Annotated in this window: 26 protein-coding genes; 8 read left to right on the forward strand and 18 right to left on the reverse strand. The window is 31.3% G+C overall.

Going from position 1 to position 23,578, the window contains the following annotated elements:
- Positions 1 to 7 precede the first annotated feature (7 nt).
- Positions 8 to 514, reverse strand: coding sequence for a redoxin domain-containing protein (locus tag DFQ10_RS06515; RefSeq protein ID WP_115816599.1), 507 nt, complete (start codon positions 512 to 514; stop codon positions 8 to 10).
- Between the two features lie 243 nt (positions 515 to 757).
- A complete protein-coding gene (locus DFQ10_RS06520) occupies positions 758 to 949 on the reverse strand; it encodes a cold-shock protein (RefSeq protein WP_115816600.1) in 192 nt (63 codons plus the stop codon).
- A gap of 206 nt (positions 950 to 1,155) precedes the next feature.
- Between DFQ10_RS06520 and DFQ10_RS06525 the strand changes: the two genes are divergently transcribed.
- A complete protein-coding gene (locus DFQ10_RS06525; RefSeq protein WP_115816601.1) occupies positions 1,156 to 1,419 on the forward strand; it encodes a hypothetical protein in 264 nt (87 codons plus the stop codon).
- A 112-nt stretch (positions 1,420 to 1,531) separates the two neighbouring features.
- Here DFQ10_RS06525 and lpxD read toward each other — a convergent pair whose 3' ends face one another.
- The 6 genes from lpxD to DFQ10_RS06555 form a co-directional block, all read right to left on the reverse strand.
- A complete protein-coding gene (lpxD, locus tag DFQ10_RS06530) occupies positions 1,532 to 2,521 on the reverse strand; it encodes a UDP-3-O-(3-hydroxymyristoyl)glucosamine N-acyltransferase (protein WP_115816602.1) in 990 nt (329 codons plus the stop codon).
- A 358-nt stretch (positions 2,522 to 2,879) separates the two neighbouring features.
- Complete coding sequence (locus DFQ10_RS06535) at positions 2,880 to 3,998, reverse strand: DEAD/DEAH box helicase (RefSeq protein WP_115816603.1); 1,119 nt, start codon at positions 3,996 to 3,998, stop codon at positions 2,880 to 2,882.
- A 106-nt stretch (positions 3,999 to 4,104) separates the two neighbouring features.
- Positions 4,105 to 4,656: a DUF4251 domain-containing protein gene (locus tag DFQ10_RS06540; RefSeq protein WP_181897597.1), complete on the reverse strand. Its 552-nt coding sequence runs from the start codon at positions 4,654 to 4,656 to the stop codon at positions 4,105 to 4,107.
- A 155-nt stretch (positions 4,657 to 4,811) separates the two neighbouring features.
- Positions 4,812 to 6,362, reverse strand: coding sequence for an SDR family NAD(P)-dependent oxidoreductase (locus DFQ10_RS06545; protein WP_115816605.1), 1,551 nt, complete (start codon positions 6,360 to 6,362; stop codon positions 4,812 to 4,814).
- 31 nt (positions 6,363 to 6,393) lie between these two features.
- A complete protein-coding gene (locus DFQ10_RS06550) occupies positions 6,394 to 6,843 on the reverse strand; it encodes a KTSC domain-containing protein (RefSeq protein ID WP_115816606.1) in 450 nt (149 codons plus the stop codon).
- A gap of 91 nt (positions 6,844 to 6,934) precedes the next feature.
- Positions 6,935 to 8,488: a DEAD/DEAH box helicase gene (locus DFQ10_RS06555; protein WP_115816607.1), complete on the reverse strand. Its 1,554-nt coding sequence runs from the start codon at positions 8,486 to 8,488 to the stop codon at positions 6,935 to 6,937.
- A 330-nt stretch (positions 8,489 to 8,818) separates the two neighbouring features.
- Here DFQ10_RS06555 and DFQ10_RS06560 point away from each other — a divergent pair, with 330 nt between their 5' ends.
- Both DFQ10_RS06560 and DFQ10_RS06565 read left to right on the forward strand, forming a co-directional pair.
- Positions 8,819 to 9,751, forward strand: coding sequence for a M23 family metallopeptidase (locus tag DFQ10_RS06560; protein ID WP_115816608.1), 933 nt, complete (start codon positions 8,819 to 8,821; stop codon positions 9,749 to 9,751).
- A gap of 59 nt (positions 9,752 to 9,810) precedes the next feature.
- On the forward strand, positions 9,811 to 12,039 hold the full coding sequence (locus tag DFQ10_RS06565; protein ID WP_115816609.1) for a type IA DNA topoisomerase: 2,229 nt from the start codon (positions 9,811 to 9,813) through the stop codon (positions 12,037 to 12,039).
- Here DFQ10_RS06565 and DFQ10_RS06570 read toward each other — a convergent pair.
- From DFQ10_RS06570 to DFQ10_RS06585, 4 genes are all read right to left on the reverse strand, one after another.
- Positions 12,029 to 12,499 carry a GyrI-like domain-containing protein gene (locus tag DFQ10_RS06570; protein ID WP_181897598.1) on the reverse strand — a complete coding sequence of 157 codons (471 nt, stop codon included), beginning with the start codon at positions 12,497 to 12,499 and terminating at the stop codon, positions 12,029 to 12,031. The two genes, DFQ10_RS06565 and DFQ10_RS06570, sit on opposite strands and share 11 nt — an antisense overlap.
- A gap of 69 nt (positions 12,500 to 12,568) precedes the next feature.
- Positions 12,569 to 13,030 carry a cold-shock protein gene (locus DFQ10_RS06575; protein ID WP_115816611.1) on the reverse strand — a complete coding sequence of 154 codons (462 nt, stop codon included), beginning with the start codon at positions 13,028 to 13,030 and terminating at the stop codon, positions 12,569 to 12,571.
- A gap of 185 nt (positions 13,031 to 13,215) precedes the next feature.
- Entirely contained in the window at positions 13,216 to 13,917 is a 702-nt protein-coding gene (locus DFQ10_RS06580) for a hypothetical protein (protein WP_115816612.1), read from the reverse strand.
- 92 nt (positions 13,918 to 14,009) lie between these two features.
- The gene (locus DFQ10_RS06585; RefSeq protein ID WP_115816613.1) at positions 14,010 to 14,486 is read right to left on the reverse strand and encodes a DUF4251 domain-containing protein; all 477 of its coding nucleotides are present in this window, start codon (positions 14,484 to 14,486) and stop codon (positions 14,010 to 14,012) included.
- Positions 14,487 to 14,773: 287 nt separating this feature from the next.
- On the opposite strand from DFQ10_RS06585, the gene DFQ10_RS06590 reads away from it, so the two are divergent.
- Both DFQ10_RS06590 and DFQ10_RS06595 read left to right on the forward strand, forming a co-directional pair.
- Positions 14,774 to 15,070, forward strand: a complete 297-nt coding sequence (locus DFQ10_RS06590; protein WP_115816614.1) for a DUF3817 domain-containing protein — start codon at positions 14,774 to 14,776, stop codon at positions 15,068 to 15,070.
- Entirely contained in the window at positions 15,063 to 16,298 is a 1,236-nt protein-coding gene (locus DFQ10_RS06595; RefSeq protein ID WP_115816615.1) for a mechanosensitive ion channel family protein, read from the forward strand. Before DFQ10_RS06590 ends, DFQ10_RS06595 begins: the two co-directional genes overlap by 8 nt.
- Positions 16,299 to 16,346: 48 nt before the next feature.
- On the opposite strand, the gene DFQ10_RS06600 is transcribed toward DFQ10_RS06595, so the two are convergent.
- Complete coding sequence (locus tag DFQ10_RS06600; RefSeq protein WP_115816616.1) at positions 16,347 to 16,739, reverse strand: acyl-CoA thioesterase; 393 nt, start codon at positions 16,737 to 16,739, stop codon at positions 16,347 to 16,349.
- Positions 16,740 to 16,943: 204 nt separating this feature from the next.
- Between DFQ10_RS06600 and DFQ10_RS06605 the strand changes: the two genes are divergently transcribed.
- Both DFQ10_RS06605 and DFQ10_RS06610 read left to right on the forward strand, forming a co-directional pair.
- On the forward strand, positions 16,944 to 17,360 hold the full coding sequence (locus DFQ10_RS06605; RefSeq protein WP_115816617.1) for a glyoxalase: 417 nt from the start codon (positions 16,944 to 16,946) through the stop codon (positions 17,358 to 17,360).
- Positions 17,361 to 17,370: 10 nt separating this feature from the next.
- Positions 17,371 to 17,817, forward strand: a complete 447-nt coding sequence (locus DFQ10_RS06610; RefSeq protein WP_115816618.1) for a hypothetical protein — start codon at positions 17,371 to 17,373, stop codon at positions 17,815 to 17,817.
- Here DFQ10_RS06610 and DFQ10_RS06615 read toward each other — a convergent pair.
- The 3 genes from DFQ10_RS06615 to DFQ10_RS06620 form a co-directional block, all read right to left on the reverse strand.
- On the reverse strand, positions 17,812 to 18,489 hold the full coding sequence (locus DFQ10_RS06615; protein ID WP_115816619.1) for a DUF2461 domain-containing protein: 678 nt from the start codon (positions 18,487 to 18,489) through the stop codon (positions 17,812 to 17,814). The genes DFQ10_RS06610 and DFQ10_RS06615 overlap by 6 nt on opposite strands.
- 108 nt (positions 18,490 to 18,597) lie before the next feature.
- Positions 18,598 to 18,762 (reverse strand): hypothetical protein, encoded by a 165-nt coding sequence (locus DFQ10_RS18560; protein WP_181897599.1) that lies wholly within the window; start codon positions 18,760 to 18,762, stop codon positions 18,598 to 18,600.
- Between the two features lie 110 nt (positions 18,763 to 18,872).
- The gene (locus tag DFQ10_RS06620) at positions 18,873 to 19,775 is read right to left on the reverse strand and encodes a mechanosensitive ion channel family protein (RefSeq protein ID WP_115816620.1); all 903 of its coding nucleotides are present in this window, start codon (positions 19,773 to 19,775) and stop codon (positions 18,873 to 18,875) included.
- Between the two features lie 402 nt (positions 19,776 to 20,177).
- On the opposite strand from DFQ10_RS06620, the gene DFQ10_RS06625 reads away from it, so the two are divergent.
- On the forward strand, positions 20,178 to 20,399 hold the full coding sequence (locus DFQ10_RS06625) for a hypothetical protein (RefSeq protein WP_115816621.1): 222 nt from the start codon (positions 20,178 to 20,180) through the stop codon (positions 20,397 to 20,399).
- Positions 20,400 to 20,603: 204 nt separating this feature from the next.
- On the opposite strand, the gene truA is transcribed toward DFQ10_RS06625, so the two are convergent.
- Both truA and DFQ10_RS06635 read right to left on the reverse strand, forming a co-directional pair.
- On the reverse strand, positions 20,604 to 21,389 hold the full coding sequence (gene truA, locus DFQ10_RS06630) for a tRNA pseudouridine(38-40) synthase TruA (protein WP_115816622.1): 786 nt from the start codon (positions 21,387 to 21,389) through the stop codon (positions 20,604 to 20,606).
- A gap of 228 nt (positions 21,390 to 21,617) precedes the next feature.
- Positions 21,618 to 23,423 carry a T9SS type A sorting domain-containing protein gene (locus DFQ10_RS06635; RefSeq protein WP_115816623.1) on the reverse strand — a complete coding sequence of 602 codons (1,806 nt, stop codon included), beginning with the start codon at positions 23,421 to 23,423 and terminating at the stop codon, positions 21,618 to 21,620.
- Positions 23,424 to 23,578 lie beyond the last annotated feature (155 nt).

Genomic DNA, 23,578 nt, shown 5'->3' on the forward strand with positions numbered 1-23,578 from the left:
AGGTCAATTAAGCCTCACCTCTAGCAGGATAATCTTTGTGTAATATAAATTTGATGGCATTAATTACATCATCTAATCCAGGTCTTGCAAATGGCATCGTTTGTAGAGAAGCACAATACAATTCTTTATTAGGTCTTATAACAAATAATCCAGGTTCTATAAAAGTGTCTGGTTCTTGCTTTATACCTTTTGAAATAAATAAACCCCATTCACGTGCTTCTTCAATAGGAAACTCATAACCTAGAGGAATATCTGCAATAGCCCAATCTTTATAGGTTTGCTTAGCTTTGGCTTCAGTATCACTGCTTATGGCAATTACATTAACACCCAAATCATTGAACTTAGATAATTTGGTTTGTAATTCTTCTAAGTACTTTTTGCACACCGGACAGTGAAGACCTCTATAAACTATAAGTAATGTAAAGGCTTCTGGATGCTGTTTACTTAAGGTCCATTCGGTACCATTAACTAAGTTTATAGATAAGTTTGGTGTTTTTTGTCTTGGTTTTATCATGTCGTTTGTGTTTATGTTATTAGTAGTGTTGTATCCAATATCGGAAAGGTGTAAGATATCGCTTCAGTGCCAGATCTATTATCTCGTTTGCTAAAACTATTAATGCGAAAGAATTAAAATAAGGATAAGAATGAAGTAATTAGGAATTAAAAAAGGAGTAACTAAATACGATGAAGAAGTAATTATAGCCAAAAAAGCCCATCACATGGTGATGGGCTTTCATAACTGAGGTTAAGTGATATATTAGATAACTTTTACGTTTACTGCGTTTAATCCTTTTTTACCTTCTGTAAGATCGAATTCAACGGTATCGCCTTCACGAATTTCGTCAACCAATCCAGAAATGTGAACAAAATGTTCTTTGTTTGAACCTTCTTCTGTAATAAATCCGAAGCCTTTTGCATCGTTGAAGAATTTTACTGTTCCTGTACTCATAATAATATTATATTTAATTTTTAATAATTACTTAGTAGTATTCAAATATGATGCCAAAGTGAAAACACATGTTAATTATCGGATTTTAAGTGAATTACAAACAAGTCGTCGATAAAAGAAGTAACTACATCATGAATATTTGAAACAAAACCCAATTGCCAATACCTTAGCCGAGGATTTCCCTCAGTCTATTAAATCTAAATATTATGGAAACAAAATTCTCTTTGTTTAACCAGATTAATAGTTTATGCTACTGGTTATTAATTTCTAGTGACTACAGAACATCAGTAAAATTAGATGCAGAAAACGACACCTACAGCGTTTGCATTAAACATGCTGGAATTGAACTCTATGCCAACACTATCAAAGGATTTAGTAAAAGAAATGCTAACTTCTTAGAACACGAATTAGATGGTATGGTAGCTGGCTTATTACATTTAAAGCAAAATGTAGAACAGAAATCAGCTTAATATTAGAGTCCTAATTTAAATTTGAAGTAATAACGTTAGTTCGAGTGAATTTGCCAAAAAGGAATTTTACTCGAACTGACGTAATTGTTTACTTTTAATAAAGTTATGTGGTTTAGCGTGCTAATTTTCTTAGCGCAACCCATTGTTTCAACATTTCTCTAGAGTCTACAGCAGGATATCCTAATACTGTTTTTCCAGCTGCAACATCATTCATAACACCAGAGCCTGCTCCAACAGTTGCTCCAGAATGTATCGTCGTATGATCTTTTATAGATGCAGAACCTCCAATAATCACACCATCACCTAAGGTTACAGAACCTGCAAGCCCTGAGCTTCCTGCCATAATACAAGAACGACCTAACACACAGTTATGCGCAATTTGTACGAGGTTATCAATCTTACAACCATCTCCTAATATCGTAGAACTAAATTTACCACGATCTACACAAGAGTTGGCTCCTATTTCAACACCATTTCCAATAACTACATTACCAATATGTGGAATCTTCACTAGTCCTCTACCATCATCACTTGGACGATAGCCAAAACCATCAGCTCCAATACTCACATTATTATGAAAAATACAATGGTTTCCAATTACAGAGCGTTCTCTAATAACAGTACCAGACCAAACTACGGTATAATCACCAATTGTCGTTTCATCTAAAATAGTCACATTAGGGTAAATAGTTACGTTTTCACCTAAAACCACATCTTTACCAATATAAGAACCAGCACCTACTCTACTACCTTTTCCTATTTTAGCCGTTTTATCAATAATTGCCGAAGGATGAATTTCAGTTTCAAAATGAGGCGTTGTAGGTGTAAAAGACTCTAGTAATTTGGCCATTGTTAAATCGGCATTCTTTACTTTAATCAATACGCGGTTTTCACCGGGTTCTAAATCTAAATTATCATTTACAATAGCCAAACTTGCTTTAGAATCTTTCCAAAGTGCTGCAAATTTTCGGTTTCCAATAAAGGTGGCCTGATTTTCGGTTGCTTTTTGAATTTGCTCTAATCCTGTAATTTTATGTGTAGTTGTACCTACAACTTCGCCATTTACAAAGGCGTTAATTTCTTCAATTGTGAATGATATCATTGGTATAAAATTGTGTGTTTATTAAATAGAGACACAAGATAATACTAATAAATGAAAATGACGTATGTCGTGGTTTGAAGAATTCTATCAATTTTAATGATTCCTCATCCCTTTTACAAAATGTAATAAGTCTCAATAGCTATTTATAATCGAAAACGTCAGTTCTATTGATTTTTAAGCATGAAAAATCGTATCGAGAACCTCTTGTATATATCTGTTTCTCGATACAAAATTCCAAAAAAAGGAATTTCACTCAAAGTGACATCGATAAGTACTTCAGTCTTTACAAACTAGAGATTGTTATTCCTGCGAAGGCAAAAATCCACTATATAATTGAATAATAGCGATTAATAATTTATTAAATCGAAATTTCTTTAAATGTAATCCCTAAAGCTTTCTGTGTATCTAAGATTTTTTGCATTTCACCTGGAATAATTAAAGCAATAGATTGTCCGGTTTTACCAGCTCTAGCCGTTCTTCCACTTCGGTGTGTGTAATATTCTAAGTGTTCTGGTAATTGGTGATGCAATATAAAAGCCAAATTATTAACATCAATACCTCTAGCCGAAACATCTGTAGAAATCAATACTTGTAAGCTTTCATTCTTAAAAGCACGCATTACTTTATCACGATCTCTTTGTTGCATGTCTCCTTCTAAGGCACCAACAGCAAAACCTTCTTGTTGTAATTGATGTGTCAAAGCTTGTGTTCCTGCTTTAGTTTTACAGAAAATGATACCTCTTTCATCTTGGCGTTTTTCTAAGATGCGAATAATTATATTCAACTTATCTTTGATACTTGTGTGAACAAAATGATGCGAAATATTTTCGTTTACCAAAGCATTTTTATTTACTTCAACTCTAATAGCATCTTTAGACATATACGTTTTAACGATGTTTTTAATTTCCTCTGGCATTGTTGCAGAAAATAACCAAGTATTACGTTTCTTAGTGTTATATGCTAAAATTTTAGTTAAGTCTTCTTTAAAACCCATGCTTAACATTTCATCCGCTTCATCTAAAACTAAGATTTTTACATTTGAAATATCTACAGCACCACGTTCTATCAAATCTAGTAAACGGCCTGGTGTTGCCACAACAATATGTGTTGTTCTAGTTAAGTTTTTAATTTGTCTGTCTATTTTTTCACCACCATAAACACCTTCTGAGAAAATCTTTTGATCTATATACTTCGTAAATCTAAAGAGTTGCTTTTGTATTTGTTGCACTAATTCGCGTGTTGGTGCAATAATTAAGGCTTGCACATCAGAGTTATTAGTATCGATAGCATGTAAAACAGGCAAGCCAAAAGCTGCTGTTTTACCCGTTCCGGTTTGTGCTAATCCTATTAAATCCGTTTTAGATTTTAATAAAATAGGAATCACTGTTTCTTGTATCTCTGTAGGATTTACAATGTTAAGTTCTTTTAAACCCTTTATGTAATTCTTATGTATTCCTAATTGTGAAAATGTTGTCATAGTATTTAATTGTGGTGCAAAGGTAATTTGTACATGCAATAAACAATAGAATTAATTGTAAAATATGAATGGTGGTAATCAGAGTATTAGTAATGCACTATTTTTATTATTGAAATTCATCAACAAGCTGAAGCGTTCCTGAATAACGCATAAAAGTTTTGAATGTAGAGGTAATCTCAACTTCAGCTTTGTTATTTGGGAATATTAGAAGTCGCACATCATATTTTTCAGATGGTTCCCCATTTTGATTGATACTGAATTTAATCTCAAGTTTGTTATTCTTTTTATCAATGCTCTTCTCTAAATTTTTTGGAACTCCTTCAAAAGCTATTCCTCTATTCATACCATATGTACCTCCGCTTAAACGCCGTTCTCCCATAAATGATAAATCCCCTTTTACGGAGTCCTTTACTATATTTATAAAATAACCATCACCTCTTACATCAATTCTATTGGCAGTATTACCTGTTCTTGACAAAAATAATGTATTCGCTACTTGTTGTGTTGCTGCTTTCACAAAAGGATACGCTACATCTATTTCTATATTGTAGATTTCTTTTTCCTGCAATATTTTTAGTGTAGTAAGGTTATCAGCGTACTTTTCGCTAGCAGTAATATCCTTGGATTTACAATTCCATAGCGTAATAAGAACACTCAAACAACAAAGTAGTCTTAGTCTCTTGTAAATTACTTTTTTAGTCATAGTAGTCTAAGATACTGCCAAATGGTTGAAATAACAACAGGATTAACAGAGTTTTAAAAAAGAGTAAATCTAATTTTCTTTGATGTATATAAGAACTAAGCTATTGTTAGTTACCAACTAATAGGGCGATAATCCTTCAAGAATTTACCAGACCAATGTTTACCTGTGTTAATACCATCAAATAAAGGATCCATAACACGTGCTGCACCATCAACAATATCTAAAGGTGGTTGAAAATCGTGTAAGTCTTGTTTGCGTTTTGCTAATTCAGCAGGATCCTCGTCAGTTACCCAACCGGTATCCACGGCATTCATATAAATACCTTCTTTGGCTAAACTACCAGCTGCTGTATGTGTTAACATATTTAAAGCGGCTTTTGCCATATTGGTATGTGGATGACGGTCTTCTTTAAAAAAGGAATGAAACTTTCCTTCCATTGCTGAAACATTGATAATGTGCTTCTTACCTGTGTTCTCTTTCTTCATTACTTCAGATAGACGATTACACAAAACAAAAGGGGCTACAGAGTTTACAAGTTGCACTTCAATCATTTCTGTAGTTTCAATCTCACCTAATTTTAATCTCCAACTGTTGGTTTTTCTTAAATCCACTTGTTGTAAATCGGCATCTAATTTTCCTTCTGGAAAGACCTCTTGAGCTACTAAAGTATTATCAAAACTATATGGAATCTGCGATAATTTAGCAGACGCTCTTAAACCAATTCCTGGTTCTGGACCATGCCATGTCACTGGCATGTTTTTACTTGGTGATGCTCCAGAAGTTAGTTCTTTTAACTCCATTAAACATTCTGTATGGTCGTTTAATAAATCGCGTGCAAACTTAGGTAACTCTTCTATTGGTCGTTCTTCGTTTGGCATTAAATGACTGTAAAAACCTGCTGGTCGTCTTACAGTCTGTGCTGCATTATTAATAAGAATATCTAGCTTTTCGTAACGTTGTTCTATAAAATTACAGAAGATTTCTACACTCGGAATGTGTCTTAAATCTAGGCCGTGAATTTTTAAGCGATGTCCCCATTCTGTAAAGTCTTCTTCTTGAGAAAAACGCAAGGCAGAATCTACAGGAAAACGTGTGGTTGCAATAACTGTAGCGCCACCACGTAGTAACATTAAGGTTATATGATATCCGATTTTTAAACGCGATCCTGTAATTACAGCAACTTGCCCTTTAACATCGGCTGTTTGAAAACGTTTGGCATAATTAAAATCGCCACATTCTTCACACATGGTATCATAAAAATGATGCAATTTGGTGAATAATGTTTTACATACGTAGCAGTTTCTTGGAGACTCTAATTCTAATTGTTCTTTAGCTTTTAAATCGGCTTCAGGCAATAATTTAGGAGCCACAAAAATATGCGCTTCTCTTGCGCTACGTATTCCTGTTACTTTTCTCGCATTTTTATCTCTAGCAGCTTGTTTTCGCTTGGCTGCTTTTTTAGCATCCTTTTTTCTTCTAGAAAATTCTTCTCTACTAGGACGCGATAATTGTCCTGAGACTTTAATTAAAGCTGTACGTTGTGGTTTCGGAATTTCGAAGATTTGATCTGTATCAGTAACTAATTGTTCTAAAATAGAAATACATTTTTCAATCTCATTGATTGAGATTTCTTCTATATTATCTGGTTTATCGTTACTCATAACTATAATTTAGGACTACTTCTAAGTTATTTTATGCTTCTTGAAGTTCTTTCTTAGACTTTCTATAAGTGTAAGAATTAAAGATACTACGTCTTGCAAATCGCATTTGTTTATCAGAATTTAAAAACTTGATAAATACACCTTTAGGAACACCGAAATACTCATAAGTTGAACCGTCTAAAAATGTAATCTCTAATAACAAACCTTTGTGCTGAAAATCTACAATACTAGAATCTGTGATTGTTGCAGTGTATTCTTCAAGGTTTGCAGCCTTTGTTTCTGGTGCAATACTTACTAAAAAATGATAACCATCAATGATTTCAACACTTTTTAATTCCGCCTCTTCTTGTCCAGCATCTCCATCTTGAAATTTATCTGGATGCCATTCTTTTACTAAGTTTCTGTAAGTCTTTTTTAAAGTCTTTAAATCTATTGAATCTTCTATAGAAAATAACTTTTTGTACTGGTTGATGCGTTTCATTACTAGTGTTTTATTTTGAGGCGCGAAATTACGCTATTTTATAAGATGAAGGTGTAATTATTTTGTTATAATAATTTCGTTTGCAAAAACCTTAATCTTCTGGCGGAAACCCGTGAATTTCCTCAAATTTTTCATCGAAATTAGTTCTTAAATACGAGTTCAGTTTTTTCTGATAATCATCTTTTAACCATTTTAAGAAGTTATAAGTACTTCGGCTAATGCATTTTGCATAGGTTTCAATACGTTGATTGATATCGTCTTTTAATAATTTAGCTAAGGCTAAAGCATCGTAAACATCTTCGCTATTCTCTATACAAATTTTAGCGTGTTGTTCAATAGAACGTTCTAAAACTACTTTTGAAGATTCTCCACTATCTACAGCATCTTTGTATGTTTGTTTGATATCAAAATAGGTTTCTTCAGACTTAGAGAATTCTTCTTTAATTTCATCAGATAAATCATGTTTAAAGGTAGACTCAATAACTTCATCATCTTTAATACGATCTGCATACCAATTTGGAGACTTAAATATTAATTGCCAATCTAAATCTGCTCCCCAAGGACCAAATCTATAAAGGTTGTTACCTAAATCTATAGTTGTAAATTTCGATTTATTATTCAATATACGAGAACCACGACCAATCATTTGGTAATATAAGGTTAACGATTTGGTTGCTCTGTTTAATATAATAGTATCAATAGTTGGTTCATCAAAACCTGTGGTTAAGATACTTACTGATGTTAAAATAGCATCTGGAGTTTCATGAAACCACTGTAAAATCTGCTTACGTTGTTTCTTTGTTGCCGTATTATCCAAGTGCATAATAGGAAGATCGGCTTCCTTAAAAGCATAATACACACTAATAGACGTATTAATACCATTATTAAATATTAAGGTCTTCTTCCCTAGTGAATGTTTTTTATATGCATCTACTAATTTTTGAAGCATCGCAGGACTAGAATATAAATCTTCAGATGATTTTACCGTATAATCACCATTAGAACCAACTTCTAAAGACGTTAATCCCATATCGTAAGCATACGTTTCTGCTCGTGCCAAAAACTCATTTTCTATAAGATTCTCAATAGTTTCACCAGTAATAAGTTCATCGTAATTATCTTTCATTGGCAACTCTTTATTAGAACTTAAAGGTGTTGCGGTTACTCCTAGAATAAAAGATTTTTCAAAAAACTTAAATAGTTTGGTAAATGAGTTATAGTGCGCCTCATCAATAATGACTAAACCAACATCAGAAATATCTAACATGTCATCATTTAGTCTATTATTTAAGGTTTCTACCATAGCTACAAAGCAAGAGTAGTCTGCTTGATCGTCTAGATTTGCCTTACTGTTTACTACTTTATTTGTCACACCAAAACCATCCAACATTTTAGACGTTTGGTTACAAAGTTCCACTCTGTGCGTCATAATTAACACCTTCTTTTTGTGATTTTTAAGGTATTGGCGCACCATTTCAGAGAAGATTACCGTTTTTCCACCACCAGTTGGTAACTGATATAATAAGTGATAATCTTCACGTTCAGTATCGAACTTCTCAAAAATCTGGCTTATTGCACCTTGTTGGTAGTCATATAATTCTTTATCGGTTTTTTTTTCTTGAACAGCTTGTTTTGTTTGAGACATAAATTTTGTTTCGGATTATATTTTTGAAGTTGCAAATTTACAACACTTTGGCCCACAAAAAAAGCATCAAATGAATTGATGCTTTTTCAACCTAACCAAAACGATAAGCTTAACGCCTATACTTTTTCTTTTTCATACTATTTTATAGTGCTTTGAGACAAAATTAGTTGAATTTACATGAGTCTTTTGGCTCATATATAAGTAATTATAACTCATATAGAAATAAGTATGTTAAACATATAGAACCAATCTTAATTTCGTATTTAATGATTAAACAATAATTATTATATATTTACGTTTCAAATGCTTATTAGATTATTTTTCCCCTCTATGAAATACATTTTTTTCTGTATTGCTATTCTTTGCAGTACCTTATTAACGTTCGCACAAGAAGATTCCCTTACAAGTTCTATAAAAATTGACTTACCAACGGCTAAATTTAATAAAGGTGTTTTAATTGAAGCTATTGAAATTCCTTTAGTTTCGATAACCGAAATTGCACCAGCAATTGATATAAAATCTGACCATTGGGACACTACCGTTTATAATCCATACCGTAATACTTTTCAACAATTTCCTTTAGAATTAACTTTTACAGATAGCACTTATGCTTCTCCTGTGCCACATATAAAAGTAGTAACGTCTCGCTATGGCTGGAGAAGAGGACGACCACATAAAGGCATAGATATCGATTTAGTTACAGGAGATTCTGTTGTTTCCGTTTTAGAAGGTATTGTACGCTATGCAAAATACACTAACGGCTTTGGAAATGCTGTGGTGGTTAGGCATTACAATGGTTTAGAATCTACCTATGCACATTTATCACATATTGGAGTAAAAGCTAATGATAGCATTAAAAAAGGACAATATTTAGGTAAAGGTGGAAATACAGGAAACTCGAGAGGAAGCCATTTACATTTAGAATTAACGTATAAAGGTGAATCTATTCACCCTGAATATTTGTTTGACTTTTCACCTAAAAATGAGATTAGAGAAAAGCAAGTTTGGGTGACGCAAAAATGGACGCATGCTAGGTTTCACAATTCTAAACTAGCGAGTAAAGTGCAAGTGATCAAATCTGCAGATGAAGCTGCTTTATTAAGTTTAACTAAGCAACCTAAATTTTATGTGGTTAAAAAAGGTGATACGCTTTATGGCATATCGCGTCGTAATAATATGTCTGTAGCTGCATTGTGCCACACTAATGCTATTAAACAAAACGCTCCTTTAAAAATTGGTCAAAAATTAGTTTTAGAACTTTAAAACGAAGTTAGAATTTATAAAATTCAGTACTTTGCACCTTCTAAATAAATGAATCTAATTTGAAAGTCTGTATTGCCGAAAAACCAAGTGTTGCCAGAGAAATTGCGTCTGTATTAGGTGCTACCACAAAACGAGATGGTTACTACGAAGGCAATGGTTATGCCGTTACGTATACTTTTGGACATCTTTGTACTTTATTTGAACCTGTTGATTATAAACCGTACTGGAAAAGTTGGGATTTAAACAACTTACCCATGCTACCTGAAAAATTTGAAGTTAAAGTAGCTAATAATGATGGGATTAAAAAGCAATTCAACATCGTTAAAAGTTTATTTGATAAAGCGGATGTGGTGATTAATTGTGGTGATGCTGGCCAAGAAGGAGAGTTAATTCAACGTTGGGTTATAAACAAAGCGAACTATAAAGGAGAAGTACAACGTTTATGGATATCGTCTTTAACCACTGAGGCTATAAAAGAAGGATTTAAAAATCTAAAACCTTCAAAAAATTACGATAACCTTTATTATGCTGGTTTTTCACGTTCTATTGGTGATTGGCTTTTGGGTATAAATGCAACACGACTTTATACTGTAAAGCATGGAGGATATAAACAGGTATTATCTGTTGGACGCGTTCAAACCCCTACCCTTGCGATGCTTGTAAATCGTTTTAAGGAAATTGAAAACTTTATACCACAACCTTATTGGGAATTACAAACACTTTATAGAGAGACTCTTTTTAGTTATGAAGAAGGCCGTTTTCTTAAAATGGAAGATGGAGAAATACTTGCCAATAAAGTAAAAGAACACGAGTTTGAAATTGTATCTACAACTAAAAAGAAAGGAACAGAATACGCACCAAAGTTATTTGACCTAACAGGATTACAAGTATATTGTAACACAAAGTTTGGATTTTCTGCAGATGATACGCTTAAAATTGCTCAGAAATTATATGAGAAAAAGGTAGTTACTTATCCAAGAGTTGATACTACATTTTTACCAAATGATGTTTACCCAAAAGTAAAAGGTATTTTATCTAAACTAACTGATTATTCAAGTCTTACAACTGCTATTTTAAACAAAAAGATAAAGAAGTCTTCACGTGTTTTTAATGATAAAAAAGTAACGGATCACCACGCCATCATTCCAACCGGAATGCAAACGCATTTGCAATACAATGAGCAACAAGTTTACGATATTATTGTAAAACGTTTTATCGCTGTTTTTTATGACGATTGTAAAGTATCTAACACCACAGTAATAGGAAAAGCAGCAGATGTTAATTTTAAAACCACTGGAAAAGAAATTCTATCTAAAGGTTGGCGAATTGTTTTTGAATCGGAAAAAACGAATAAAAAAGAAGATGCCTTACTACCTACTTTCGTAAAAGGCGAAAAAGGACCACATGAACCTTCGTTTTTAGAAAAACAAACTAAGCCACCAAATCAGTTTACGGAAGCCACACTTTTGCGTGCTATGGAAACTGCCGGTAAGCAAGTTGAAGACGATGAATTAAGAGATTTAATGAAAGAGAATGGTATTGGACGTCCGTCTACACGTGCCAATATTATTGAAACATTATTTAGACGTAAATACATAAAACGAAATAAAAAGCAGATTCTCCCAACCATTACAGGTATCCAACTCATTGATACCATACAAAATGAACTTTTAAAATCCGCAGAACTCACGGGTTCTTGGGAAAAACAATTAAAGGATATTGAAAAAGGAGACTATACTGCAAGCGCGTTTATTAGAGGTATGAAGCGTATGGTTGATGCTTTAGTCTACGAGGTACGAAGTGAAAAAGTAGAAAATCGAATTTCGGCTGTAAATAATAAACCAGCAGGAAAACCAAAATCGAAAACAAAGGCAAAATCGAAGTCAGAAGCTCTTATCGGCAGTTCTTGCCCTAAATGCAAATCGGGTTCACTTTTAAAAGGAAAATCGGCTTATGGCTGTAATCTGTACGGTAAATCTTGTGATTTTACTTTACCTTTTAGTTTTGGAGAAAAGAAAATTTCAGAAAAACAATATATTAGATTACTAAGTAAAGGCTCTACCGTAAATTTAAAAGGCTTTAAAATTGAAGGACAAACTTTAGAAGGGTTATTGCGCTTTGATGATGCTTATAAATTGAAATTTGAACCTAAAAAGATTGCTAAAAAAGTGACCGTTTCAGCTGGAGATACTTGTCCAAAATGTAAAACTGGTAAACTATTGAAAGGGAAAGCTGCTTTTGGTTGTAGTAATTATAAGAGTGGTTGTGATTATAGGGTTAATTTTTAATTAATCTAATCGGCACATAAAAATCTTCTTCAGAATTAGGGCTTCCATTTATATACTTCGCTCCCATTACTTGAAAATGTGGTCTATTGTCAATTTCATAACCAGAAGTAGGTAACCATTCTGTCATAATTTGTTGGTAGGTTTTAGAGGCATTCATGCCTTTATGAAGAAATACGGCATAATCACCTTCAAGAATTGTAAACGAAGCCATTCCGTCTGGAACAGTATTAATATTAGATACTTCTACACAAGCCCAAATATTAAAAGGATTTTCCATGGCATTGAAATCATCATAAATTTGCAATGCTATTAATTCGTTATTCGATCTATTACCAATTTCTTTTTGTCTTGGCATAAAACGTTTCCATAAAGCAGCAATATTTCCGAATTCATTATGATGCATGGAGCTTTTCATTCCGATTACTTTTTTCCTTTGGATTGTGATGAGTTGTGGTGACATAAAATAAAAGTATAAAAAAACCACCATAATTATTAATTATGATGGTTTTTAATGATTTATCAGTAAATACTATTTAACTAGTTTTACTCTCACAGCGTTCATACCACGTTGTCCTTTCTCTAATTCGAAAGTAACTTTGTCGTTTTCTGCAATTTCGTCAATAATACCACTAACGTGTGTAAAATGCTTTTCGTTAGTTTCAGTATCTATAATGAAACCGAAACCTTTAGAGTTATCATAAAATGACACTTTTCCAGTTCTAATTGGATCAAAAGGTTCTTCATCTGATTCTTCTTTTGTAGGTACACCAAGAACAATGTTCTCTGCTTTAACCTTCACTTTCATTGTTGGATCTGGAGGAGTATCTGTTAGATTTCCATTATGATCTACATATGCGATAGGAATTCCTTCAGAACCATTTTCATCTTTATTGAGTTTACGCGCTTCCATTTTCTTGCGCTTGTCTTCTCGTTTTTTTAATCGTTTTTTTTCTTTTTCACTTTTACTAAAAGTTTGTTGTGATTTAGCCATTCGTAGTTTTAAAAATTAATATGTGTGAGTGCTTTTGAAAATATTTATAATGCAAACAAGTTAATCAACTTAACAATGAATAGTATTAAAATCTAGTACAATAACTTTAAGGATAATGTTATTTGTGTAGTATATCTTCAATAAACTAGTTACAAAGATACAATTTCTATACCACATAATAAATTTTATAGCTTATAAACAACACCTAAAAGTACTCTAGGCATAAGACTTGGTTGTTTTATAGCCTTGTTTGCATCGCTAAATGTAAACTGAGTGTCATTATTTTCGTTATCATTTCTTGGATTGACATTGTCATTATCAGGACTATAAGACGTATCGTGACCTTTTAAAGTATTATTAAAAAAGTAGTCTAAGCCTACTGCTGCCACTAAATTAAATTGTTCAGAAATTTTAAATTGCGTTTCTGCACCAATACCTAGTCCAAATTGCTTAGACGTGACATCAAAATCCTCATTTCCACCGATGTAATTAAAATTAGCGGTAAAACTAGAATAACGTGGTCCAAAGACTAGATAAGACTCTTCTAAGTTTAATAACTCGGTTTTCCACATAAAATCTAAGCGATAATCAAAAGCTTTTCCTTTTTCTTCTGGTACTCCATTTGTTGCATTATTAATAAAAACACGTCTTGCGTCGGCAGAATTTCCTGGGTCCAATTTTGTATATCCTATTCCAAACCTAAAGTGTAATGGTAAGGTTTCAACAGGTTGTAAAGCTGTGAAATTGACATTAAACGCTAATCCTCTATTAAGGCCTGTTGAAAATCCTACGGCGAATTTAGAATCTTGGTTTGAAGTCTTTTGTGAATAAGAGAAATGTGAAATACTCACAACTGCTGCGAGTAGTGCAGATTTAAGTAGGTTCATAAAAATATAATTTAGGTTAGATTTGGTTTGTTATTGCTAATAAAATAGCAATGAACATTTTATGTACGTTACAAACCTAAATTAAGATGTTTTTATTTCAAGTTTTTTAGTTTTCCTGTCCAAGAAATATTTTCAACACCAGCAGAAGTAACGGTTAAAAAAGCATTACCATTAGGCTTAACTTCTATGTTTAATGTTGCTGTTTTGTTTCCGGTTTTTACATTAAAAGAAATATTAACTTCTTGTTTTTGGTCATTAAATGAAACATTGTAATTTTCAATTTTACCAGTAACATTGACTGTCTTTTTATCTGATTTTATTGAAACAACTTTTCCAGAAACTTCAGACTTATTAATAATTAGTGTATTAATTTCATCATTTAACACTTCCCTAGTTTCATTATTATAAACCATCTCACCTACATATAAAAATTGTTGTGAGTTAATTAAAGCTTTGGTATTATGATAAGTCGTTGCAAAGACTTCTTTTTGTGTTTGCTTGGATTGTGCAGTTACAAAAGTGGTTGCAGAAAGACTAAAAAGTAAAGCTATTAAAACTAATTTTTTCATAATATTTTGTGTCTAAGAATAATAAAATTGTATTCATCCATCTTTTTGATGGTATTTAATAAATATATGATGCAATTTACATCTAAAAACTGAAACATTCAATCTTGAATGAAATTCAGGCAACATTCTTTTTCTTCTTGAGCTAGTTGTATTAAAGAATCGTTTATTATTCTTAAAATAAGAAGTTCTCATGATGTTTGAGTTTACATCATTTAAAGAATCTTAAAAGCTGTTAAAATCTGCTCGTATTATTCAATTCTATAGTACTTTCGCAGAAAATATTTAGTATGTCAAAATTAGTGCCTGTTTTTAGGATTATAGCGTTGTTAGAAGGTGTTTCTTATATCTTATTATTATTTATTGCGACACCAATTAAATACTTTTATGAAGATCCTCAGTATGTAAAATTATTAGGAATGCCACATGGCATTTTATTTATGGCTTATGTAGTCATTGCAGTACTAATAAGTGCATATATGAAATGGTCTACACGTACGCTTTGGATTGTATTAATAGCTTCAATTCTTCCTTTTGGCACATTTTACATTGACAAAAAATACTTAAACAAAACAAGTCGTGCTTAACATAAAACACATTTTATTCGATTTTTTTATAGACAAAGGATTATCAGAAGAAACAGCTAGTTTTTTAAACATGATAGCCTTATTGTTAGGTGTTATTATTGTAGTGTTTGCCATAGACTACGTGACTAAACGATTTTTATGGAGGTTCTCTTCTGCTGTCGCAAAACGTACCAAAACAAATTTTGATAATATTTTAATAGACAATAGGTTGCCTAGAAATGTGGCCCACATTGTTCCGCTTATTATATTAATTGAGTTTGTACCACAAATATTCACGGATTTTGAATTTGCAGAATCAATTATTGCAAAAACACTTAAAGTTATTGGTATTGTACTAACCATTAGTATTATACGTAGTATTCTGAAGTCTATAAAGGATTATCTAAAAACAATTACGCACTATAGAGACAAACCCATAGATAGCTATATACAGGTATTTATGATTTTTGCTTGGTTGATTGGAATATTTTCAGGAATTGCCATATTAACAGGTATATCATTCTTTAAATTTGCGACGACTTTAGGTGCTGCATCCGCAATTATTATTTTAATTTTTAAGGATACAATTCTTGGTTTTGTAGCTAGTATTCAGGTCTCTATTAACGATATGGTGCGTATAGGAGATTGGATTACGTTTGAAAAATATGGTGCTGATGGTGATGTAATAGAAATAAACTTGGCAACGGTTAAAGTTCAGAACTGGGATAAGACCATAACCACTATTCCTACGTATGCATTAATTTCAGATTCGTTTAAAAACTGGAGAGGTATGCAATCTTCTGGTGGTAGAAGAATTAAGCGTTCCGTTATTATTAAAGTATCTACTATTAAATTTTTAGAAGCTGAAGACATTGAAAAGCTTAAAAAAATTCAATTAGTTTCTAAATATATAGAACATAAAACAAAAGAGATTAATAAGTATAACGAAGCACATGGTGCTGATAAATCTGTTCTTATTAATGGTGTAAATCTTACCAATTTTGGTGTTTTTAGAAAATATCTACAGACTTATATAGAGAATCATTCTGCGATTAATAAGGATATGACCTTAATGGTTCGTCAATTAGAACCTACTCCTCAAGGTATTCCTATGGAAATCTATGCTTTTAGTAAGGATCAGAAATGGGAAAATTATGAATTTATTATAGGAGATATTTTTGACCACGTATTGGCAGCCGTGAAATACTTTGATTTAGAAATTTACGAATTAGCCTTAGGTAAGCATTAATTAGCTTACCTAATATTAATTAAATAAAGCTTAGTAACGATAACATTACTAAGCATTACTCAATCTGTCTTTTACAAATTCTATTTTAGTTTTTCCGTGTGGTGTAGGTTTTCCATCTTCTCCTAAATTAACCATAACAATATTATCTACAGTTAATATGGTTTCTCTAGTCATTTTATTTCTTACCTCACTGTGAATGGTTAAAGATGTCTTTCCAAATTTTTTAACTCCAATGCCTATTTCTACAATATCTCCTTGTTGAGCAGATGACATAAAATTAATTTCAGACATATATTTAGTGACCACTTTAGAATTTTCGAGTTGAATGGTTGTATATAATGCAGCTTCTTCATCTATCCAAGCTAAAAGTCGTCCGCCAAATAATGTACCATTTGGATTTAAGTCTTCGGGTTTTACCCATTTTCTGGTATGAAATCTCATGTTTTTTTTACGTTTTTATGTTGTGTGATTATCTTAACATAAAGATAAAACTTCCTACAAGTTTAAGGGTAACAAATGCATTAGATTTATGAATATTTAAATGTATAATGTTAATAAGAGCGTTAACAACATATTTTTTTAGCAAATTGAAGCACTAACTATTTCCTTAATTTTAATTCAGAATTAAACCTTAATGATGTGATTATGGCTTCTCGATTTAATAACCTATTATCTATTAGACCTCAAATTTTATCTGCCAAAGTTTACGATGGTATAAGTGCTGAAGAAGCATTTCAGAATAAAACTTTAAGGCCTGTAATAAAATTACAACACGATTTATTTATTGCTGTTTTTAAGAATTATATAGTGAAGCATAAAAATGTTTTCTTCGATTTGTCTTTAGAGGAAAAGATTGTTTATATCACTAATGCGATTCAAAAAGACATAAAATTTAGAAATTCTTTAAAAGGAATAATTATTGGGCAATTTACAGTTGATGAATATGAACTTTATCTTCACAATTCTTCAGCTTTAAACAAACGCATGATGAATATTGTAAAAGAACGTCTAATTCATAGTATTCAACTTTTTGTTCAACCTAAAACCCTACAGACTTTATAGTCTGGATTTAATGAAAATAAAAACTCAACTTATAGAACTCTGCCAACGTTATGCTGACAAACGCGTTTTAGGGTACAAAAATGAAATAGAATTAATTAAAGAATCTATTGAAAACAATGATAAAGTAAGTAATGAAGAAGATGATTCTGGCAATTCTAAATTACTAGATGATTTAGAAAAAAACATGACATACCTCCATGATGCTAACAAAATGCGTGAGCAATTAAAATTAGTACGTCCTAATTTAGTTTCTGACGTAGCTGTGTTAGGAAGTCTGATAAAAACAGATAGCATGACTTTTTTTATCGCTTTAAGTATTGGTAAAGTTGAAATTGAAGATGCTGAATATTACATTATTTCATTGGCTTCACCATTAGGTCAGCTATTAAAACATCGTAAAAAAGGAGACCAATTTAAGTTTAACGAAAAAAGTTATTTGGTTGAAGAGGTTTTATAAAATGGACTCACCATTTAAATTAGTGGTTAACACATCACTCATGTAATTAAAAAAGGGTTTAATATTTTTAAAGGCATCATTAACATCATCTAAAAAATGATCTGATAGGACTTCTTTGTCTGTATATTTTTTGACGAAAATAAATTGCTTTCTTCTAATTAAATCAATTGCAGGATGCTCTTTATCAAAACCTTTTGGTGCTGTTTTTAGTTCATCACCTGTAAAATTGCCCCAAGTAGCACTAAAGGTTTTGTCGTTTAAAATAGCGCGCATTTCACTATCATCCATTTCAAACTCTTTTCTTATTCGTAAAATATCTTCTTTACTAGGATCCCAAAATCCTGTGGCAATAAAAGATTCATTATTAGGTTGAATATGTAAATAATATCCACCTCTTAATTCTGGTTTTTTTCTAGCAAACGAACCACCAAAATGTGTTTTATAAGGCAGTTTGTTTTTAGAAAATCGAACATCTCTATAAATTCTAAAGATCTTAATTTTTTCAATTTGGTCGTAGGCACTCATCATTTCTCCTAAATAATTATAAGCCTTTTTCATCTTCGCTTCAATAGCTTTAAATTCTGGTTTATGTTCATTGAACCAATCTCTATCGTTATTTTTTTCTAGCTTATTAAAAAAGGTAAATACTTCTTTTGGTATGGAAAGACTCATTAGGTATTAGTGCTATTAGTTAAGATAATTACATTTATTTTATAAAAATATAAAAAGCCATCTTAACGATGGCTTTTTAAATGTACTATTTAAAAAATTATAGATTGTTTAGTCAACGGCATCTTCTACATCGTCTGCTGCATCATCAATTGCATCACCAACGTCGTCTACGGCTCCTTCTATTTTATCTTCAGTTGTTTTTTGTTCTCTGCAACTGGTTGTCATTAAACTTAAACTAAATAAGGCTATAAATAAATAACTTAATTTTTTCATCTTTTATGGTTTTAGTGATTAGTATTTAATGTAAATATCGCTAACATTATCGTTTTACATTAGCTCTATTCCTTTGAATTTTAACTTATAAAGAAAATCATCTCTTTCTTTTAATTATTAGCAAAAGCTTCATTCATGTTTGGCGCTTTTATATTTAATTTATTATCAAACTGTAAAGTTCTAATTGGGAAAGGAATATTAATACCTTCTTTATCGTATGCTTTTTTAATTTCGATAATAGCTTTGGTTTTAGACCTTAATTTTTCTAGCATGCTTTCGGCATCAATCCAAAAACGACATAAATAATTAATAGAGCTATCTCCAAATTCTGTATAATAAAATTCTACATCTTCAGCAGATTTCACTTGGTCAAAAGTATTAGCAATAACCTCTTTTGTTAACTGCTCTACTTTTTCTAAATCGGACTCATAACCTACTCCACATTCTATAAACACTCTCATTTTTGTAGTTAAAGAATAGTTTTTTAATGGATTATCTAAAATGGTTTTATTCGGAATTATAACTACGTTATTATCGGCTTCTTTTAGCGTAAAATCTTTTAGATTAATATCCATAACTTCTCCAGAATAGCCAGAAGTTTCAACCCAATGACCTATCTGTATTTTTTTTCTGAAAGAAAGAATTAAACCGGCAAAAGTATTAGCTAATGTACCTTGTAATGCTAAACCAATAGCCAAACCAACAACACCTGCACCAGCTAATAATGACGTTAAGGCTTTTCCTAAATTTAGAACTCCAAGTGCCATAAAAAGCCCTAAAGCAACTACTATAACTGCACTAACTCTAGAAATTGCACTTTTTATAGATTTTTGTTCCACGCGTTTATCTACCAATTTATTAACAAGTCTGCTAACATATTTGGCAGCAAAATAGGCTGTTACCATTACCAAAATGGCTAAAACTAAGTTGGGAATGCTTTCAATAATCGCATTAAACCAACCAATTAATTTATCAACTAGATTTCCTAAGGCTGTATTAAATTGTTCTTTCATAATGTGTTTTATTAAGGTTTGATGACATCTTAAGTATTAGAATTTAATACTTGAAAAGCGTCTGATACAAATATCGTGATGATAAAACCATATGTTTTGCTCTTATACCATAAGTCTTGACTCTAATACTAGGCTTCAAAATTTCAATTCAATTTCAAAGAATTGACGTGTTTTTAACTTTAAGAGATAATAATCAATCATTATTTACTTATAAAGAGCACCATAATCGTGTTAAATTAATGTCATTATGCATCATAAAAACGTTTTTTTATTTAATAAAACACTGAGAATTAATAAGATTTAAAAAGGTGAATAACTTCATTAATAAATGTTATGCAATAAACTTGTGAGTTTTAAGATTTTTCCCTATCATGCACTATATTTAAAACACACATTATATTTATGGGTAGACCAGCAACAAGACCAACAGCACTCAAGGACGGTTTTTATATTGAGATTAGAAATAAAGGCTCAAGATCAGGTGTAAAACTTTATAGCGGAACTAAATTACAGATGCATCGAGCTATAAAAATGTATGAACGCTCTAAAGAAGTGATGATATTAGGTGAATCTGTTAACGGAAAATTTGTGGACAAAGAGCCAAAGCTTCATGTAGCAGATTAAATGTAAACTTTACTGATTTCTTCTAGAAATTAATGCATTTTATTTTTCAATCAAAAATGATTAAAATCGTATTTAAATTTTATAATATAACTTATTATTAAATAGAAAGAAGAATAACTAATTAGTATAATAACCAACCAAAATTAAAAAAGGCATTAGATTTTAATCTAATGCCTTTTTTTATAATTTATAATTTGAGAATTTTTATTCAAAATTTACAGAATGTAATATAAGACCAGAAGCTGGAGCAATATAATCCATAACCTCCGTACTTTCTTTTTTTAAGGTGTCTTTAATATAATCTAAAGTGACCTCTCCTCTACCCAATTTTATTAGACAACCAAACATCAGCCGGATTTGGTTTCGCATAAAGCCTTTACCGACAACTTTAAATACATATGTTTTCTCTGGAAAAAAATTCGCTAAATAAATATCGTTGTCTACTATTTCTGAAGATACTATTGTTCTATTATATTCTCCTCTGTCTGTAGCACGATAACAATAGGTTTTAAAATTATGAGAACCTTCAAATAATTTGGCCCCTTGTTTCATTAAATCAACATCAAGCGGTTCGAGAATTGTAGTTAAAATAGGTGCGCAAAAAGGATGGTTTTTTTGACCTTCAGAAAACACATAATGATACTCTTTTAACTTAGAATCTTGTATAATATTAAATGTTTTATCCACTTCTTCTATAGATAAAGCCCTAATATCTTGCGGTAAATTATGATTAAATACATCTAAAAAGGCATCAAAATCTTCAATTGGCTCGTTATAGATAAATAATTCTAAAGCAGCTTCATTAGCAGACACCATTGCATCTGTTCGTCCTGCGCCTAAAGTCTTAAACCTTGTATCTTGAAAAATATACTTTAATGTACGATCTATCATTAGATGTACCGTTTTTACATCAGGTTGTTTTTGCCAACCATGAAAACGATAACCTAAATATTGTATTTTAATGAGATAATAATAGCGTTTATCAAACATAATGGCAAGAACGCTAAATTCTATAAGATTCCAAAAGCAATGCTAACTTTTATAGTTTAAAATTCAAAAATTTGAAAACATTGTGAGGATAGTGATCGTATTATAATTTTATTGAGAGATCCTTCTATGGTTCTTTCTGGTGAATAAACTTTCTTGCAATTACCAATAAATAAAGCTGCTATAATCATTGACTATGGCAGCTTTATTAATGTATTTTATTTTCAAATATTATCTAATTATGAATTTTTCTATTCGTTTTTCGTTTGAAGTATTATTTAACTCTAATATATAAATTCCAGGACTTAAGTGACTTACGTCTATAGTTTGGTTATTTGTTGAGTTATTTAAAGCATGAGTTAATATTAAACGACCATTAACATCATGTAATTGTGCCGTGTTATCATTTTGCAGTTGCCCTTCTATTACTATTGTTTTAGCATTATTATTTGCAAAAATGTTAATATCAGATAAGGTTGATTTAAGTGTGCTTAAACCTTCACCTTCAAATCTAAGATAAAAACGGCCTGTACCTGAAAGATCAGCATTGGCAGTTAACAAATAATCTGTTGTATTTAATAATGTAAATGAATTATTAAGTGTATCCTCTAAATACACATTAATATCAGATGATAAATCAGTATTAAGAATACTAAAAGTTAATACTTCACCTTGATCTGCATTTACTCCTAAAGGCACAACAACTGTATTCATGGCATCAGGACTGAAAGCTTGAACAGCAAGTGGCATACCTGTATTATTTTCAACTAAATTAGAATAAATTGAAAAGTCAGGAGCATTTTCATTGTACATCGCAGCATCATAACCAGGATCAAAGCCTTGTGTTGCATTACTATTAAAATAAAAATCTGTACTAAAATCAGAATCACCAGAATGTATATTTAACGCTAAATAACCATAATGAGCAGATGTTGATGCTCTACCTAAAATAAAATCGTCAGAAGATCCTGTAGTACGCATTCTTGTTGTAAAATCGATAAGACCACCACCTGATTTTGCTTTTACAAAAAAGGCTTGTCCTGGTGCAATTAATTCTGTTTCTGCTGGTGAATCTATAATGGCTTGATTCCATATTGTCCATCCGTTTGACATATCTCCATCATAACCATAAATTGCTTGGTTTGGACCACCATCTAATTGTGATTTATTTAAAGAAAAGAAAGCATCAAAATCTAAATAAGAAGGATATGGATTACCTATTAAATTCCAAGATTTACCTAAACCATCATTAGATATTGGTATGTCTAAAACATCATCTGTTCTAACAATACCCGCAAAAATTAATGCACTTCCATCTATAGTTGCTGCTCTAAAACCTTGTCCTGCTTCAATTGTAGTAGTTGCATTTGTTACAATATTATAGTTTTCATAAGCACCAATGATTGCATTATAAGGTGCAAAAGCTCTTATAAATCCACTAGATGCTAAGTTAGGAGTGTTTAATGTTGCAAAAGGATCAAATAATTGACCAGAAATTGGTGCCGAAATTAAATCATTTGTACCTATCTGTGCTGTATATCTGCTATAGGTTACATTACCAATTATAGTACCATCCGATATTAAACTTGAATATTGTTGTGATGTAGATTCTAAGTTAATTGCTGCAGTGGTTAGTGTAACACCAAGATCTATAGTTAAAGAAGCACCTGGCTTTATCGTTAAAATATTACAGATCATGTTTGCTGAAATATTGGCAATACCATCTTCAATAATAATATCGTCAATAGAAGTCGCAAAAATTAAAGGATCACTAGGCAACCATCCATTATCATAAGTGTAAGTAACAGATACTAATTCACTTCTTCTAGCATTGGAAGATTGACTCTCATTTGAATCGATTTGAGGTAAATTAAAAGCATTTTCAATGTCCTTAAAACTAAATGGTTTTTCTTCGTTTAAATTAATTTGATTTTGAAATTCATTTTGAATTTGAGTTTCAGGTTGTTGTTGCGCTTTTGATATATTGAAAAAACACAACATACATAAAGAGGATAAAATAGGTGTAAAGTTTTTCATAAGATTGGGTTTTAGTTTGATTAGTAATTCTGTTTAACAAACTTATGAAAAGGGGAAAATTATCCGCTGAAACGCTAATTTAATCGATAAAAAAAATAATATTTTCGTTTAAATCGCTTTTTTTCCGACAAAGGTAATATTTAATCGACAAAGTG

Origin of the sequence: Winogradskyella eximia (assembly GCF_003386165.1) — a bacterium.
GTDB lineage: Bacteria > Bacteroidota > Bacteroidia > Flavobacteriales > Flavobacteriaceae > Winogradskyella > Winogradskyella eximia.

Excerpts from the sequence above, each read along its gene's own strand:
- DFQ10_RS06515 (WP_115816599.1), bottom strand. The coding sequence starts at position 514 with ATGATAAAACCAAGACAAAAAACACCAAACTTATCTATAAACTTAGTT.
- DFQ10_RS06520 (WP_115816600.1), bottom strand. The coding sequence starts at position 949 with ATGAGTACAGGAACAGTAAAATTCTTCAACGATGCAAAAGGCTTCGGA.
- DFQ10_RS06525 (WP_115816601.1), top strand. The coding sequence starts at position 1,156 with ATGGAAACAAAATTCTCTTTGTTTAACCAGATTAATAGTTTATGCTAC.
- lpxD (WP_115816602.1), bottom strand. The coding sequence starts at position 2,521 with ATGATATCATTCACAATTGAAGAAATTAACGCCTTTGTAAATGGCGAA.
- DFQ10_RS06535 (WP_115816603.1), bottom strand. The coding sequence starts at position 3,998 with ATGACAACATTTTCACAATTAGGAATACATAAGAATTACATAAAGGGT.
- DFQ10_RS06545 (WP_115816605.1), bottom strand. The coding sequence starts at position 6,362 with ATGAGTAACGATAAACCAGATAATATAGAAGAAATCTCAATCAATGAG.
- DFQ10_RS06550 (WP_115816606.1), bottom strand. The coding sequence starts at position 6,843 with ATGAAACGCATCAACCAGTACAAAAAGTTATTTTCTATAGAAGATTCA.
- DFQ10_RS06555 (WP_115816607.1), bottom strand. The coding sequence starts at position 8,488 with ATGTCTCAAACAAAACAAGCTGTTCAAGAAAAAAAAACCGATAAAGAA.
- DFQ10_RS06560 (WP_115816608.1), top strand. The coding sequence starts at position 8,819 with ATGAAATACATTTTTTTCTGTATTGCTATTCTTTGCAGTACCTTATTA.
- DFQ10_RS06570 (WP_181897598.1), bottom strand. The coding sequence starts at position 12,499 with ATGTCACCACAACTCATCACAATCCAAAGGAAAAAAGTAATCGGAATG.
- DFQ10_RS06575 (WP_115816611.1), bottom strand. The coding sequence starts at position 13,030 with ATGGCTAAATCACAACAAACTTTTAGTAAAAGTGAAAAAGAAAAAAAA.
- DFQ10_RS06580 (WP_115816612.1), bottom strand. The coding sequence starts at position 13,917 with ATGAACCTACTTAAATCTGCACTACTCGCAGCAGTTGTGAGTATTTCA.
- DFQ10_RS06585 (WP_115816613.1), bottom strand. The coding sequence starts at position 14,486 with ATGAAAAAATTAGTTTTAATAGCTTTACTTTTTAGTCTTTCTGCAACC.
- DFQ10_RS06590 (WP_115816614.1), top strand. The coding sequence starts at position 14,774 with ATGTCAAAATTAGTGCCTGTTTTTAGGATTATAGCGTTGTTAGAAGGT.
- DFQ10_RS06600 (WP_115816616.1), bottom strand. The coding sequence starts at position 16,739 with ATGAGATTTCATACCAGAAAATGGGTAAAACCCGAAGACTTAAATCCA.
- DFQ10_RS06605 (WP_115816617.1), top strand. The coding sequence starts at position 16,944 with ATGGCTTCTCGATTTAATAACCTATTATCTATTAGACCTCAAATTTTA.
- DFQ10_RS06610 (WP_115816618.1), top strand. The coding sequence starts at position 17,371 with ATGAAAATAAAAACTCAACTTATAGAACTCTGCCAACGTTATGCTGAC.
- DFQ10_RS06615 (WP_115816619.1), bottom strand. The coding sequence starts at position 18,489 with ATGAGTCTTTCCATACCAAAAGAAGTATTTACCTTTTTTAATAAGCTA.
- DFQ10_RS18560 (WP_181897599.1), bottom strand. The coding sequence starts at position 18,762 with ATGAAAAAATTAAGTTATTTATTTATAGCCTTATTTAGTTTAAGTTTA.
- DFQ10_RS06620 (WP_115816620.1), bottom strand. The coding sequence starts at position 19,775 with ATGAAAGAACAATTTAATACAGCCTTAGGAAATCTAGTTGATAAATTA.
- DFQ10_RS06625 (WP_115816621.1), top strand. The coding sequence starts at position 20,178 with ATGGGTAGACCAGCAACAAGACCAACAGCACTCAAGGACGGTTTTTAT.
- truA (WP_115816622.1), bottom strand. The coding sequence starts at position 21,389 with ATGTTTGATAAACGCTATTATTATCTCATTAAAATACAATATTTAGGT.
- DFQ10_RS06635 (WP_115816623.1), bottom strand. The coding sequence starts at position 23,423 with ATGAAAAACTTTACACCTATTTTATCCTCTTTATGTATGTTGTGTTTT.